The organism is Pseudolysinimonas kribbensis (assembly GCF_030161895.1).
Taxonomy (GTDB): domain Bacteria; phylum Actinomycetota; class Actinomycetes; order Actinomycetales; family Microbacteriaceae; genus Pseudolysinimonas; species Pseudolysinimonas kribbensis.
Genome location: NZ_BSVB01000001.1, coordinates 320,539 through 333,883 on the forward strand (window position 1 = coordinate 320,539; position 13,345 = coordinate 333,883).

Sequence of the window (13,345 nt, forward strand, 5' to 3'; positions counted from 1 at the left end):
GGGCCAGGCTACCGGTCGACGTCGCTCGGCGCGGGGGCGATGGCGGGCGGCGCGGGGATCGGGCGGTCCTCGTAGATCGCCTCGAAGACGTCGAGCGTGTGCGACATCGAGTGCTCGGCGACGATGGCGAGCGATGCGCGCTTCATGGCATCCCGCCGCTCCGCGACGCGGTCAGCACGTCGTTCAGCCCGGCGACGAAGCCATCGATGTCGCCCGGCTCGTAGAGGTGGCCGTTCTGGCCCTCGCGCACCAGGTGGGGCAGCGCCATCGCGTTCGCGGCGACGATCGGCAGCGCCGAGGCCATCGCCTCCATCGCCGCGATGCACTGCAGCTCGGCGCGCGACGGCATCGCGAAGACGGTCGACCGGGTGAGGGTCTTGCGCAGATCCTCGTCGGAGACCTTGCCGAGGAAGTGGATGCGATCCGAGATCCCGAGCTCCCGGGCCTGCGCCTGCAGCTTCTCCCGGGCCTCGCCGGCACCGATGATGTCGACCTGCGCGTCGAGCGCGGGGTCGAGCCGGGCGGCGGCCTCGACCAGCTCGTCGATGTGCTTCTCGTCGTCGAGCCGCCCCACGAAGACGATGCGATTGCCCTCGCCCGGCCCGAAATCGGGCGTGTAGTAGGAGGTGTCGATCCCGTTCGAGATCGGGAGCACGCCGGTCAGGCCGGTCATCTTCTCGAAGTACTCGGCGGAGCTGCGGGTGGGGCTCGTCACCACGTCCGCCATGCCGAACAGGCGCCGGGCCGACTTCCACTGGCCGGCGACCACCCGGTCGACGAACCACTGCGGGGTGTGCGGCGGCGCGTGCTGCACGATGTTCTCCGGCATCGAGTGACTGGTGCCCGCCAGCCGGATGCCCGCCTTCTTGGCGAGCGGCATCAGGCCGCGGCCGGCGACGATGTGCGACTGCGCATGCACGACGTCCGGCTTCGCCTGGCGGATCACCCGGCGCGCGTGGTGCTTGGCCCGGAAGGGCAGCATGATCCGGAACCACGGGTGGGTCGGCCAGGAGTAGCTCGGGATGCGGTGCACCGTGAGCGTCTGGCCCTCGTGCTCCTCCTGGAACACCCCGGCACCGTGAGCGCGCGACGCGGGCGCCAGGACGTGCACCTCGTGACCGCGCTGGACCATTCCGGCCCCGAGGCGCTTGGCGAAGCTGGCCGCTCCGTTCAGATCGGGGGCGAACGTGTCGCAGCCGAGGAGAATGCGCATCGCAGCGACACTACCTCAGGGCACGCGGCGTGCCGACGCGTCCACCGTCAATGCACGGTCTGGGGGTGATGCCGCGCCAGCTGGAACACCCCGTAGACGGCGAGCGCGGCGCTGCCGAGCCACACGAACAGCACCCAGACGGGCGTCTGCGCCGCCTCCCCCAGCACCGTCAGGCCGATGACCACGGCCACCATCGGGTCGACGACGGTGAGACCGGCGATCACGAGGTCCGGGGCGCCGATCGAGTACGCGTTCTGCACGAAGTACGCGCCCAGCCCGCCCGAGGCCAGGATGCCCGCCAGCGCCAGGAGGGCCAGCCCGTCGACGTTGCCGTCGAGGAAGCGGTTGATGGTGACCTTGGCGATCGTCGCGACGAAGCCGAAGCAGATGCCCGCCGCAATGACGTAGAAGATCGCGCGGAAGTGCGTGCGGAACAGCAGATAGGCGAGCCCGAGCAGGAACACGACGATCACGAGGATCGACAGGACGATGATCATCGCCTCGTCGGAGATCCCCGGGTCCTCGGCGAAGACCGCCGCGAAGCCGACGAAGATGCCGACCCCGACGACGCACAGCACGATCGCGCGGATCGTCGGCGCCGTGAGCTCGATGTGCGACATCCGCGAGTTGACGATCGAGGTGATGACGAGCGCGACGACCCCGATCGGCTGCACCACGGTGATGGGCGCGAAGCCGAGGCTCGTGAGCTGGCACAGGATCGCGATCCCGTACAGCGCGGTGCCGAGCAGCCACCACGGGCTGCCGACGAGGCGGAGCGTTCCCGCGACGATCGCGCCGAGGCCCTTGGTCGTCGCCGGAGCCTCCCCTCCTTCGTGCAGGCGGGCCGCGTGCCGGGCCTCGGCACGCTGGACGCCCCGATGCTGGAACTGCGCGCCGAGGGCGAGGAAGAGCCCGCCGATGATGGCGATCGCGATCCCGGCGAGCGGATTACGACCGGGGAGACTCAACGCGCTGAACGCGTCGAGGACCGGCTGCACCCGAGCAATCTACCCGGTGGGTCCCGGATATCCTGATCCGATGCCCGTGTTGCCGATCAGGATCACCGGCGACCCGGTGCTGCACGCGCCCGCCCGTCCGGTCGAGGTGTTCGACGACGGGCTGCGCCGGCTGATCGACGATCTGAACGAGACGATGGCGGCCGCCCCGGGGTGGGACTGGCCGCGCCGCAGGTCGGCGTCGGGCTGCGTGTGTTCGTCTACGGCTGGACCGACGACGACGGCACGCGCCACGCCGGCACCGCGATCAACCCGCGGCTCTGGCTCGCGCCGACGCCGCTCGGCGAGCTCGACGACGAGGAGGAGTCGGAGGGGTGCCTCTCGCTCCCCGGCGAGCGCTTCGCCCTGCGTCGCTCCCCCGCCGCCATCCTCGAGGCGCTCGACGTCGACGCGCAGCCGTACGAGGTGCACGCGGAGGGGTGGCTCGCGCGGATCTTCCAGCACGAGTTCGACCACCTCGACGGCGTGCTGTACGCCGACCGGCTGGCTCCCGCCGAGGCGCGGGGTGCCGCCAAGGCGATCCGCAAGCACGGCTGGGGCACACCCGGGCAGACGTGGATGCCCGGGGTCGACCGGCCGGAGGGCTGAGCGCCGCCGGCCGCGCCATCCGCCCCGGCTAGGCCATCCATCCGGCCAGCCGCAGCAGCGCCGCGACCACGGCCGCCGCGACGACCACGACGATGAACGGCGCGCGCAGCGCCAGCAGCACGGCCGAGGCGCCCAGCGCCGGCAGCCGCGCGTCGATCGAGAGCGGGTGCCGGCCGTCGCCCTGGACCGTCTGGGTCACAACGAGCGCTGCCAGCAGCGCCACGGTCAGGAGCGTCGCGACGCGCGACGGCGTCGGCCGCTCGAGCACGCGCGCCGGCACGAGGTAGCCGGCGATCTTGAGCGCGAGCACCAGCACCGCCGCCAGCAGCACGACGTTCCAGGTGGTCACAGGCCGGCATCCCGGTCGAGGGCGGCGGCGCCGGACCGCGCGGCGCCGGCGGGCGTCTTCGGGCCGAGCCAGTTGGTCACGCCGATGACGACGGCGACCACGGCCGCGAGCAGCACCGGCACGCCGGCCGGCAGGAACGGCAGGGTGAGCGCGGCGACGACCGCGGCGCCCGCGGCCACGGCGATCGGCTGCCGCGACCGCAGCCGCGGCCAGAGCAGACCGAGGAACGCCGCGGCGGCGGCCGCGTCCAGCCCGTACGCGCGGACGTCGCCGAGCAGGTCGCCGACGAGCGCGCCGACCAGCGTCGTGAGGTTCCAGCCGACGTAGATGATCGCGCCGGTGGCCCAGAACCCGATCCGCTGCCCGCGCAGGGTCGGCTGGGCCGTTCCCACCGCGGTCGACTCGTCGATCGTCCACTGCGCCGCGAGCAGCCGGCGCCACCACGGCCCGCCGATGATCGGCCCCATGCGCATCGCGTAGAGGGCGTTGCGCGCGCCGAGCAGCGTCGACCCGACGATCGCGGCGGGCGCGGCGGCGAGGCCACCCGAGGCGAGCACCCCGATGACGGCGAACTGCGATCCGCCGGAGAACATGAACAGGCTCAGCACGCAGGTCTGCCAGACGTCGAGTCCGGATGCCGTGGCCAGCGCCCCGAACGAGAGCCCGTACGCGGCGACGGCGAGGCCGACGGCCAGCGCCGCCCGGAGCGCCGCCGAGCGCTCGGGGTCAGAGCTCGTCACGCAGCTCCCCCGCGGGCCGGGCCGCCGCCTGGCGGATGGTCGCGAGCATGGCCTCCGGCTCGGAGTCCTTCCAGAGCACCGCATGGGCGCCGGCCATCGCGGCGGCGGGCACGTGCTGCTCGAGGTCGACCGTCGCGAGCAGCAGGATGCGGGGCGCGCCCGCCGCGCGCACGACATCGTCGCCGAGGATCCGCTCGGTCGCCGTGATGCCGTCGACGCGCGGCATCTGGATGTCCATGAGCACGACGTCGACCGGGGTGCGGCGCAGGATGCCGAGGGCCTGCGCACCGTCGCCGGCCTCGCCCACGACCTCGACATCCGGCTGCGTGCCGAGCACGAGGCGCCAGCCCTCGCGCTGCGCGCGGGAGTCGTCGACGAGCAGGACCCGGATCACCGTGCTCCCGTTCAGAGACGCACGCCGTGCACGCCGTTGTGATAGGCGAGAGCGGGGAAGATCGCAGAGACGGAGAAGCCGACGCCCGGCATGGTGAACGCCCGGAACACGCCGCCGTAGATCTCGGTGCGCTCGCGCATCTCGGTGATGCCACGGCCGACCGGCTCGGCGGTGAGGGCGGCGAGGTCGTCGTCCTGGCCGTAGCCGCGGTCGGGACCCTCGCCGCGGGCGGCGGCCACCCGGGCGCCGTCGTCGTCGACGAGCACCTCGAGGCCGTCCGCGGTCCACCGGAAGGTCACCCGGGCCTCGGTGCCCTGACCTCCGTGGGCGAGCGAGTTGGCGAGCGCCTCCTGCAGGATCCGGTACACGGCGAGCTCGGCGCCCTGCTTGAGCTCGAGCCGCTCCCCCAGCTCCTCGAAGGTCACGCGCAGACCGGCGTCGCGCATGACGGCGAACAGCTCGCGCAGGCTGGCGAGCCCGGGCTGCGGGCCGGCCTCGGCCTCGCCGTCGCGGCCGACGTCGACGATGCGACGCAGGTCGGCGAGGGTCGTTCGCGCCGTCTCGGCGATCGTCGCGGCGGTGCGCGCCGCGACCGCCGGGTCCTGGGCGGCGGCGTAGCGGGCGCCGTCGGCCTGACTGACGATCACCGTGATCGAGTGGATGACGAGCTCGTGCAGCTCGCGGATGATGCGCAGGCGGCTGGTCTGCTCCGCCGCGAGGAGCTCGAAGTCGAGCCGGTCGCGGTCGGCCTCGACCCGCTCGACGAGGGCTCGGCGGCGCCCGTGGCGCGCGACGATCCAGAGGATCATGAACACGACGGAGGCGAGCAGCAGCACCGCGATCGCGACGCAGAGCGTCACGAGCACGAGCGCCGAGTTCTCACGCAGCCACTGGTTCACGCCGGGAACGCCTCTCCTCCGAACCCCGTGAGGGGCCCGGAGGAGAGACTATCCGGCTTGCGATCAGGCCTGCGGCGGCGTCGGTCCGCTCGCCCGGAGCACCTCGAGGCGGGCGCGGTACTCCTTCTCGTCGATGTCGCCGTTGGCGAAGCGCTGCGCCAGCGTCGACTCGGCGCTGCGGGCGCCCCAGCCGCCGCCGTGCCCCCAGGCGCCGGGGCCGCCCGCGCCCCATGGGCCGTACCCGCCGCGCGCCCAGGCGTGCCGGCGACCGCGGGCGACGAAGACGATCACGAGGACGATGACGACGATCCAGAAGATCGGGATCAGGAAGAGGAACGGGAAGAACGCCGCGTGCCACATCCCGGGATGGGCGGCGGCGGCCAGTGCGGATGTCGACAGTGCGGTGAGCACGGTGGTTCCTTTCGTCGGGGGCTCCGTTCGGAACCCGATGACCCGACTCTTCCCGGATGCGGCCGGCGCGGAATCTGCCCCGGGGAGCGATCCGTCTACTCCCCTCGCAGTACCGAAGCGACCCCCTCTACCGCCCGGGGGCGACCAGGCCCGTCTCGTAGGCGATCACCACGAGCTGCACCCGGTCGCGGGCGAGCAGCTTCGACATGATCCGCGAGACGTGCGTCTTCGCCGTCAGCGGGCTGAGGAACAGCCGCGCGCCGATCTCGTCGTTGGTGAGCCCCTGCCCGACGAGGGTCAGCACCTCGCGCTCGCGCTCGGTGAGCGCGGCGATCACCGAGTCGTCGGGCGGGGAGGCGAGCGACCCGGCGACCCGCTCGAGGAGGCGCTTCGTGACCCGCGGGCTCAGCAGGGCGTCGCCGTCCGCGACGACGTGCACCGCGCGGATGAGTTCCACCGGCTCGGTGTCCTTCACGAGGAACCCGCTCGCCCCCGCGCGGATCGCCTGCGCCACGTACTCGTCGAGCTCGAACGTCGTGACGACGATCACGTGCGTGTGCTGCAGCGCCGGGTCGGCGGCGATCCGTTCGGTGGCCCACAGGCCGTCGCCATCGGGCATCCGGATGTCCATGAGCACCACGTCGGGCTTCTCGCGCGCGACGAGGGCGACCGCCTCGCGCCCCGTCGCAGCGTCGCCGACGACCTCGAGGTCCGCCTCGGCCTCGAGCAGGCTGCGGAAGCCCGCCCGGATGAGCTGCTGGTCGTCGGCGAGGGCGATGCGGATGGTCATCAGGCGGCTCCGATCCGGGTGGGCAGCTCGGCGACGACCTCGAAGCCGCCGCGTGCGGCGGGGCCGGCCGTGAGGCTGCCGCCGAGCAGTTCGGCGCGCTCGCTCATGCCGAGCACGCCCCGTCCGCCGCTGCCGACGTCGTCGACCGACGCGGCGCCCGAGCCGTCGTCGCGGACGGTGATGCGGTATCCGGTGTCGTCGCGGTCCAGCAGCACCCGCGCGACCGTGGCGCCGGACGCGTGCCGGCCGACGTTCGTGAGCGACTCCTGCACGATCCGGAAGATCGCCAGCTGCAGCGGCTGCGGCACCTCCTCGTGCCGGAGCCGATCGTCGAGCTCGACCCGCACCCCCGGCACGGTCAGATCGCCGAGGCGGTCGAGACCGGGCTCCGGCACGAGCGGCGCGGAGGGGTCGGCGCCGTTCTCGGCGCGCAGCACACCGAGCACGGAGCGCACCTCCTCGAGCGCGGTCTTCGAGGTGTCCTTGATGGAGGCCAGTGCCTGCCCCGCCTGCTCGGCCGCCGCAGGGCTGTCCGGCTGGCGCTGCAGCAGGTGCAGCCCGACGCCGGCCTGCACGTTGATCTGGCTCAGCGAGTGGGCGAGCACGTCGTGCAGCTCACGTGCGATGCGCACCCGTTCGGCCTGCAGCTCGCTCTGCCGGGCCTCGGTCGCGCGCCGGCGGAACGCGGCATACCGCTCCCGGCGGGTGCGCAGCGCCTCCCCGATCGCCACGGCGAGCAGGATGCCGAGGGTCGTGCCGACCGCCCGAGGGCCCTCGAAGCCCGTCTGCGGGAACACGATCGCGACGGCGACGGTCACGGTCCACGCGACGAGGATGCTGATCCAGGCCCACACCCGGGCGCCCCGGACGATCGCGCCGATGATCCCGAACCCGAAGGCGATGTAGGGCGGCCCGCCACTGTCGTTGACGATGACGTCGGCCGCGGCGGCGACCGCGGTGATCGCGACGACCGGGCCCGGCCAGCGGCGCGCCGCGACGAGCACGAGCGGACCGACGAGGGCGAGGCCGACGAGCATCACCGCCTGCGCGGGGGCAACTGTGCGACGTGACCCTGCCAGGGTCGCGGGCTGCCCGCGGCGATCCACAGGGTCGCGGGCACCTGCACGAGGAAGGCGATGACGACGGGGCCCCAGAGGAGCAGCCCGCGCGGCATCCGGAACCCGGGCCCCGGGTGCGCTCCCGCCCAGGGCGGCGCACCCCCGTGCCAGCGCGGCCCGTGCGGCGGCTGGGGCCGGGACGCGGGGGCCCGGATACGTCGGGCCCGGACATGCCCCGATGCTACGCGGGCGCCCTGCCGGCATCGTCGCCCCCGGGATGCCGCCGCTACTCCCCGGGAGTAATGAACGGTGGATCGGCCGGACCGACGCGACGGACACTCAACTACCATGAGCCGGGATGGGGGACCTCTCGATCGACGCGGCACACGTCGGCACGCTCACGAGCGGGCTGCGCTCGGCGGCGGCCCACGTCGAGCCCGATGCATCCCTCGGCGCCGTCGACGACGAGGAGTTCGCCTCGCCGGTCGCGGACGAGCTCCGAGCCTCGGCGCACCAGCTCGAACGGCAGGCGAACGCCGTGCACGCCCTCATCGCCGGACTGGCCACGGCGGCCGACCGCGCAGCCGGGGAACTGCGGGCGACCGATGCGGCGCTCGCGACCGGAGCGGGCCCCCGCCGATGACCCGATGGCAGCGCACGACGCCGGATGCGGGCGACCCGGCGGGCATCCGGCGCGTGGCCGCCCGGCGCGAGTCCTGGGCCGACGAGCTCGGCGAGCATTCCCTGACGCGTCTGCGCGACGTGATCGGCGACGCATCCGATTCGCGCTGGACCGGCGCGGCGGCGACGGCCTTCTCGGAACAGGCCGGGCAGCTGCCGGGCCTCGTGAGCGGCCTCATCGAGCGCGCCCGCGACGAGGCGGATGCGCTGCGCCGATACGCTGCGGCGATCGACCGGATCGCCGACGAGGCCGCCGCGCTGCGGACGCAGCTCGCCGGCCTGCGGAGCGCGATCTCGCGGGATGCCTCGAGGCTGCGAACGCTGCGGGCGGCGGACGATCCCGCGGAAGCGGATCGGATCCGCGCCGTCCAGCTCACGAGCGACCTCGCCGGCTCTCGGCACTCGCTCGCCTCGCTCGACGCTCGCTGGGACGAGCTCGCCGACGAACGACGTCGGGCCGACGCGACCTGCGCCGCAGCACTGCGTCCCCGCCGGCGCCGCCGATCGGGACCCTGAACACGGCGCAGCTCGGATCCCTCACGGACGCGCAGGTGCTCACGGCTCTCGCGGGCCTCACCCCCTCCAGCTCGCCGAGCTGCTGCGCCGCGACCACGCGCTCGCGAACCGGATCGCGGACCTGCACGACCCGCAGGCGATCGCGAGCTGGTGGCGCTCCCTGGCCTCGAGCGATCCGACCGCGCCGAGCGGGCTGCAGGCGGCGCTCGTCGCGCTCGCGCCGACGGCGATCGGCAACCTGGACGGCGTGGCCTGCTGGGCGCGCGATGCCGCGAACCGCGCGACGCTCTCCGCGGAGCTGCACCGCCTGGAATCGCTGGCGGCGCAAGCCGAGCGCATCCGGGACGAGCCGGGCCGGGCGCAGAGGAGGCCGACCTCCGGCGCTTCCTCTCGGCGCACGGATTCCGCGGGCTGTCGGATCTCACGACGCGCCTCGGCTCCCTCCAGGCGACACGCGCCGCTCTGCGCCAGCCGGGTGTGACGACGCAGCTCGTCACCCTGACGCTGCCCGCCGATCCCTCGCAGCCGCCACTGGCGGCCGTGTCGGTCGGCGACCTCGACCGAGCCGCCCGCGTCACCGTCGACGTGCCCGGCATGGGCTCGACCGTCGCCGACACGATGCGCAGCTGGACGGCGGACGCCGGCAACCTGTACAGCCAGCAGCGCTACCTCCAGGCGCACGGGCTCGCGCCGACCCAGGACGTCGCCGTCGTGGCCTGGATCGGCTACGACGCACCGGACATGCCGCCGAGCGTCGAGGTGCTGAGTTCCGCGAAGGCGGAGGTGGGAGCGACGCACCTCGCCTCGTTCCTTCAGGGGTCACCGCCAGCCATGACTGGGCGGCCGGCCGCAACCTCTCCGTCGTCGCCCATTCGTACGGCACGACGACCGCCGCCATCGCGCTCGAGCACACTCCGGTCGAGAATTACACCATGCTCGCGTCGGCCGGACTCGACCCCGGCATCACGAGCGCGAGCGACCTCCGCGTCGACCCCGGGCACGTCTGGGCGACCCAGTCCTCCTCGACCTGGTCGCGCCGATCGGGCGCGGCGAGTCCGTGCCCGTCGATCTGGGTGGACGGCACCTGTGGCTGCCCGTGACGCCGACGGCCCATCCGGTGAATCCGGCCGATCCGGCGTTCGGGGCCCGGGTCTTCACCTCGGAGGATGTCGTCTGGGACGGCACGCCGTACCCCGGCTCGGACGGCCACGACGTCTCCCCCAGATCGAACACGCACTCGACCACACGACGGGATACGACTACGGCTACCTCGACCGGGGCACGATCTCGCTGCGGAACACGGCGGAGACCAGCCTGGGCCTGACCGACGTGGCGACCGCGCGGAACACCACCCTGTTCCGGTCAGCCCGGCGGCCCTGCGCGACCTGTCGGACGGCGCCGCGCCGCCCCTGCTGCCGGCCAATTACGGGCTGCCGTGGGGGCCGCCGACGTGATCCGCCGCGCTGTGATCGTCGTCGCGGTCGTCCTGATCGCCCTCGCGGGGTGCACGCCCCGGCCCGCTCCGACGCGGAAGGAGAGCACCATGAGTGCGACGGCAGCGCACGACGAGCTCGACGGCCTGATCGGCCGCACGCAGCGGATCTTCGACGGCGCCTGGTCCTCGATCGACACGAACGCCGAGCCATGCCCGGACGGACATCCCGGACTGATCTTCGCCTTCGGGCGGATCGGACCGGGCTCGACGACACCGGAGCTCGGCGAGCGCATCCCGCAGGTCCTCGCCCTCTGGAAGGACGCGGGTCACGACGCCTCCGTCACGCATTCGACCCAGAGCGGTGTCGCGCTGACCGAGGTGCGGTTCCCGCCCGGAGGCGGGTATGCCGCGGACGGCCTGTATCTGAGCCTCGTCGCGAGCGCGAAGGGCACGACCATCGACGCGCAGAGCCGCTGCGTTCCCGGTGACCCCGACGCCTACAACGCCCGGCATCCGCACCGCGACACGACGCCCTGAGCCCCCGCGCCTGCTCGGGGCGCCGCGGGCCACAATGCGACCGGCCGGGCGGTGTGCACGGCCTGGCCGCCGCGGTCTGGTTCGATGGGAGCATGCTCGTCCGTGACGCCGAGTACCCGAGACCCGACCACACGCTCATCCACATCAGCGACACCCACCTGCTGGCGGGTGCCGGCCGGCTCTACGACCGGGTGGATGCCGAGGCGCACCTGCGCGACCTGATGGCCCGGCTCGAAGCCACCGGGCGTCGGCCGGACGCCCTGGTGTTCACCGGCGACCTCGCCGACCTCGGCGAACCCGAGGCCTACGCACGGCTGCGGGGCGTGGTGGAACCGGTCGCCGCGCGCCTCGGCTCGCGCATCGTGTGGGCGATGGGCAACCACGACGACCGGGAGGCGTTCCGGGCCGGGCTGCTCGACGGCTCCGGCGACGCGCCGGTGGATCAGGTGATCGACCTCCGCGGGCTGCGGATCATCACGCTCGACACGTCCGTCCCCGGGGCCCACCACGGGGAGCTCGCCCCCGCGCAGCTCGACTGGCTGCGGGAGCAGCTCGCCGCGCCCGCACCGGACGGGACCATCCTCGCGCTGCACCACCCGCCCATCCCGAGCGTGCTCGACCTCGCCGTCTCGGTGGAGCTGCGCGACCAGCCGCGGCTCGCGCGGGTGCTGCGCGGCACCGACGTGCGCGCGATCCTCGGCGGGCACCTGCACTACTCGTCCAGCGCGACGTTCGCGGGCATCCCGGTGTCGGTGGCCTCGGCGAGCTGTTACACCCAGGATCTGCTCGTCGACGAGGGCGGCACGCAGGGGCGGGACGGCGCCCGGTCGTTCAACCTGGTGCAGATCTATCCGGACACGGTGCTGCACGCCGTCGTCCCGCTCCAGCGGACCGAGGCCCTGTCGCACGTCGGCGCCGCCGAGAGCACGCGTCGGCTCGCCGCGCTGGGGCTGCGCATCCCCGGGTCGTCCCGCATACCGGAGCCCTCGACGCAGGATGACGACTCCTGGACCCGCCCGATCGATCTCGTGGGCGCGCCGAGCTAGTTCGTCCGCTCCCAGGGTCCGGGCACGGGGAAGTAGCGCTCGAGGAACGCCGTCACGAGCGCGACCCGCTGGGCGTCGGAGATCTCCGGTGCACTGCCGTCGTTGAGACAGAACATGTCGTACCGCCGGCGCCGCTCGATATCGCGCAGCGAGTCGGCCGTCGTGGCCAGCGTCGTCTCGACGTACCGGACGTGCGCATCGGTCTGCACCACCGCGCGCCCGGTCAGCAGCGCGTAGTAGTGGTACAGCGAGTTGGTCACCGAGATGTCGTCGCCCGAGCGGAACCGGGACGCCGCGGTGCGCGCGAAGTCCTCCGGGAACTCGGCCTCGAGCTCGGCGAGCACGCTGCGCCGCAGCGGGGCGGCGCAGTGCTCGAGATGGCGGGTCATCGTGCGCCCGAAGCGCTGCTGCAGCAGCGCCCGGTTCACCCGCATGGCGTTGTCGTGCCCGGTGCGGTCGGGATGCGCGGCCCCGAGCCCGATCCGCAGGGTCGCCTCGACGAAGCGGGAGACACCGCCCGGCGAGAAGAACAGGCTCGGTGCCACGGGGCGTCCGAAGAACATGTCGTCGTTCGAGTACAGGAAGTGCTCGGAGAGCCCCGGGATCCGGTGCAGTTGCGCCTCGATGGCGTGCGAGTTGAAGGTGGGCAGCACCTCGGTCTTCTCGAAGAAGTCCGCGCTGCGCACGACGCGCACGTCCGGATGGTCGACGTCGAGCCACGCCGGGGGCGTCGAGTCGGTCACGAGGTGGATGCGGCGGATCCACGGCGCGTAGGCCCGGGCGCTGCGCATCGCGTAGCGCAGCTCGTCGATCTGGCGGTACCGGGCGGCACCGCCGTCGGGCGCGCGGGCGCTGCGGTCGTCGAGGTAGCTCTCGCGCAACGCCAGGTATCCGGGCTCGGATCCGTCCACCCAGGAGAAGACGAGGTCGATGTCGAAGTCGATGTCGTCGACCTGCTCGTCGAACATGCCCGCCAGCGTCGGCCAGCGATCGCCGTACCGCTCCACCGAGCTGACGACGGCGTCCTCGCGGCGGATGCGCTGCCGGGTCAGCGCGTTGGGCCGGGGCGCGACGATCTCGGTGTCGTCGAAGCGCCAGAACTCGAGCCGGATGGCGGCGTCGGCGGCGCGCCAGACCCCGCGCACCGCGCGGGTCCGCGGACGGTAGATCAGGAAGAGATCCTCGTCGTCACCGGGGAGCCGTCCGCGCGCGAGGAGGCGCTCCGAGCGCCTGCCCGATCCGAGCACCCTCGCGTACATCGGCTCGCCCGCGAACGCCGTCGCGAACGCCTGCTCGACCCTCGCCCGCCGCGCCCGATCGACGCTGAGCACCGCCGTGTCGCGATCGCCGCGGATCAGCAGGTAGTCGATCCCGGCCGCGTCGAGCGCATCGCGCACGAGGCGCAGATCGGCGATCGTCGCCTCCTCGCGGGTGAGCGGCGGGCCGGTCAGCACCAGCCGGGTGCCGTCGCGCACGACGTCGGGACGCTCCGCGAGGATGTCCGCGGTGGTTCGGCGAGGGGGAGGCACGACGGATCACGGGCCTTTCTGCCCGAGCGGCGGGAGTGAGAACGCGGACCGGGAGGTGGGTGGCTCCCCCACTTGGACTCGAACCAAGAACCTATCGGTTAACAGCCGATTGCTCTGCCAATTGAGCTATGGAGGAATGCTGT

Annotated in this window: 17 protein-coding genes, 1 tRNA gene and 2 pseudogenes; 7 read left to right on the forward strand and 13 right to left on the reverse strand. The window is 73.2% G+C overall.

All coding sequences use genetic code 11. From position 1 onward, the window contains the following. Positions 1-8: 8 nt before the first annotated feature. Genes QQK35_RS01820 through QQK35_RS01830 form a run of 3 tightly spaced genes read right to left on the reverse strand, consistent with a single transcriptional unit; the run spans position 9 to position 2,211 of the window. Positions 9-146, reverse strand: a complete 138-nt coding sequence (locus tag QQK35_RS01820) for a hypothetical protein (RefSeq protein ID WP_284252413.1) — start codon at positions 144-146, stop codon at positions 9-11. Continuing rightward, complete coding sequence (locus tag QQK35_RS01825; RefSeq protein ID WP_284252415.1) at positions 143-1,213, reverse strand: glycosyltransferase; 1,071 nt, start codon at positions 1,211-1,213, stop codon at positions 143-145. Before QQK35_RS01825 ends, QQK35_RS01820 begins: the two co-directional genes overlap by 4 nt. 47 nt (positions 1,214-1,260) lie before the next feature. Then, entirely contained in the window at positions 1,261-2,211 is a 951-nt protein-coding gene (locus QQK35_RS01830) for a DMT family protein (RefSeq protein WP_284252417.1), read from the reverse strand. A gap of 40 nt (positions 2,212-2,251) precedes the next feature. Here QQK35_RS01830 and def point away from each other — a divergent pair. Continuing rightward, positions 2,252-2,817: pseudogene (def, locus tag QQK35_RS01835) on the forward strand (peptide deformylase). 28 nt (positions 2,818-2,845) lie between these two features. Here the strand turns inward: def and QQK35_RS01840 are convergent. The 8 genes from QQK35_RS01840 to QQK35_RS01875 all read right to left on the reverse strand — a co-directional run bounded on the left by QQK35_RS01840 (position 2,846) and on the right by QQK35_RS01875 (position 7,574). Beyond that, the gene (locus tag QQK35_RS01840) at positions 2,846-3,166 is read right to left on the reverse strand and encodes an AzlD domain-containing protein (RefSeq protein WP_284252418.1); all 321 of its coding nucleotides are present in this window, start codon (positions 3,164-3,166) and stop codon (positions 2,846-2,848) included. Further along, positions 3,163-3,906 (reverse strand): AzlC family ABC transporter permease, encoded by a 744-nt coding sequence (locus QQK35_RS01845; protein ID WP_284252421.1) that lies wholly within the window; start codon positions 3,904-3,906, stop codon positions 3,163-3,165. The genes QQK35_RS01840 and QQK35_RS01845 overlap by 4 nt, the downstream gene beginning before the upstream one ends. Continuing rightward, on the reverse strand, positions 3,893-4,300 hold the full coding sequence (locus tag QQK35_RS01850) for a response regulator (RefSeq protein ID WP_284252422.1): 408 nt from the start codon (positions 4,298-4,300) through the stop codon (positions 3,893-3,895). Before QQK35_RS01850 ends, QQK35_RS01845 begins: the two co-directional genes overlap by 14 nt. A gap of 11 nt (positions 4,301-4,311) precedes the next feature. Then, positions 4,312-5,199 carry a sensor histidine kinase gene (locus QQK35_RS01855; protein ID WP_284252424.1) on the reverse strand — a complete coding sequence of 296 codons (888 nt, stop codon included), beginning with the start codon at positions 5,197-5,199 and terminating at the stop codon, positions 4,312-4,314. Positions 5,200-5,262: 63 nt separating this feature from the next. After that, positions 5,263-5,610, reverse strand: a complete 348-nt coding sequence (locus QQK35_RS01860) for an SHOCT domain-containing protein (RefSeq protein ID WP_284252426.1) — start codon at positions 5,608-5,610, stop codon at positions 5,263-5,265. 127 nt (positions 5,611-5,737) lie between these two features. Next, positions 5,738-6,400 (reverse strand): response regulator, encoded by a 663-nt coding sequence (locus QQK35_RS01865; RefSeq protein ID WP_284252428.1) that lies wholly within the window; start codon positions 6,398-6,400, stop codon positions 5,738-5,740. Further along, a complete protein-coding gene (locus QQK35_RS01870; RefSeq protein WP_284252430.1) occupies positions 6,400-7,437 on the reverse strand; it encodes a sensor histidine kinase in 1,038 nt (345 codons plus the stop codon). Before QQK35_RS01870 ends, QQK35_RS01865 begins: the two co-directional genes overlap by 1 nt. Next, on the reverse strand, positions 7,437-7,574 hold the full coding sequence (locus QQK35_RS01875; RefSeq protein ID WP_284252432.1) for a hypothetical protein: 138 nt from the start codon (positions 7,572-7,574) through the stop codon (positions 7,437-7,439). The genes QQK35_RS01870 and QQK35_RS01875 overlap by 1 nt, the downstream gene beginning before the upstream one ends. 242 nt (positions 7,575-7,816) lie before the next feature. On the opposite strand from QQK35_RS01875, the gene QQK35_RS01880 reads away from it, so the two are divergent. The 6 genes and pseudogenes from QQK35_RS01880 (at position 7,817) to QQK35_RS01900 (ending at position 11,673) form a co-directional block, all read left to right on the forward strand. Beyond that, a complete protein-coding gene (locus QQK35_RS01880) occupies positions 7,817-8,101 on the forward strand; it encodes a hypothetical protein (RefSeq protein ID WP_284252434.1) in 285 nt (94 codons plus the stop codon). Next, a complete protein-coding gene (locus QQK35_RS01885) occupies positions 8,098-8,655 on the forward strand; it encodes a hypothetical protein (protein WP_284252435.1) in 558 nt (185 codons plus the stop codon). The genes QQK35_RS01880 and QQK35_RS01885 overlap by 4 nt, the downstream gene beginning before the upstream one ends. 477 nt (positions 8,656-9,132) lie before the next feature. After that, positions 9,133-9,462: pseudogene (locus tag QQK35_RS20160) on the forward strand (alpha/beta hydrolase); the annotation flags it as partial. 89 nt (positions 9,463-9,551) lie between these two features. Then, positions 9,552-9,755 (forward strand): hypothetical protein, encoded by a 204-nt coding sequence (locus tag QQK35_RS20165; protein ID WP_431311831.1) that lies wholly within the window; start codon positions 9,552-9,554, stop codon positions 9,753-9,755. 443 nt (positions 9,756-10,198) lie between these two features. Further along, positions 10,199-10,627: a hypothetical protein gene (locus QQK35_RS01895; protein WP_284252439.1), complete on the forward strand. Its 429-nt coding sequence runs from the start codon at positions 10,199-10,201 to the stop codon at positions 10,625-10,627. A gap of 92 nt (positions 10,628-10,719) precedes the next feature. Then, positions 10,720-11,673, forward strand: a complete 954-nt coding sequence (locus QQK35_RS01900; protein ID WP_284252441.1) for a phosphodiesterase — start codon at positions 10,720-10,722, stop codon at positions 11,671-11,673. Here the strand turns inward: QQK35_RS01900 and QQK35_RS01905 are convergent. Together QQK35_RS01905 and QQK35_RS01910 are read right to left on the reverse strand one after the other, a co-directional pair. Continuing rightward, the gene (locus QQK35_RS01905; protein WP_284252444.1) at positions 11,670-13,202 is read right to left on the reverse strand and encodes a stealth family protein; all 1,533 of its coding nucleotides are present in this window, start codon (positions 13,200-13,202) and stop codon (positions 11,670-11,672) included. The two genes, QQK35_RS01900 and QQK35_RS01905, sit on opposite strands and share 4 nt — an antisense overlap. Before the next feature lie 60 nt (positions 13,203-13,262). After that, a tRNA-Asn gene (locus QQK35_RS01910) sits at positions 13,263-13,338 on the reverse strand. Between the last annotated feature and the right edge of the window lie 7 nt (positions 13,339-13,345).

Bases quoted from the DNA above. Each gene is read 5' to 3' on its own strand.
- QQK35_RS01820 (WP_284252413.1), bottom strand. From the start codon at position 146: ATGAAGCGCGCATCGCTCGCCATCGTCGCCGAGCACTCGATGTCGCAC.
- QQK35_RS01825 (WP_284252415.1), bottom strand. From the start codon at position 1,213: ATGCGCATTCTCCTCGGCTGCGACACGTTCGCCCCCGATCTGAACGGA.
- QQK35_RS01865 (WP_284252428.1), bottom strand. From the start codon at position 6,400: ATGACCATCCGCATCGCCCTCGCCGACGACCAGCAGCTCATCCGGGCG.
- QQK35_RS01870 (WP_284252430.1), bottom strand. From the start codon at position 7,437: ATGCTCGTCGGCCTCGCCCTCGTCGGTCCGCTCGTGCTCGTCGCGGCG.
- QQK35_RS01875 (WP_284252432.1), bottom strand. From the start codon at position 7,574: ATGCCGCGCGGGCTGCTCCTCTGGGGCCCCGTCGTCATCGCCTTCCTC.
- QQK35_RS01880 (WP_284252434.1), top strand. From the start codon at position 7,817: ATGGGGGACCTCTCGATCGACGCGGCACACGTCGGCACGCTCACGAGC.
- QQK35_RS01885 (WP_284252435.1), top strand. From the start codon at position 8,098: ATGACCCGATGGCAGCGCACGACGCCGGATGCGGGCGACCCGGCGGGC.
- QQK35_RS01895 (WP_284252439.1), top strand. From the start codon at position 10,199: ATGAGTGCGACGGCAGCGCACGACGAGCTCGACGGCCTGATCGGCCGC.
- QQK35_RS01900 (WP_284252441.1), top strand. From the start codon at position 10,720: ATGCTCGTCCGTGACGCCGAGTACCCGAGACCCGACCACACGCTCATC.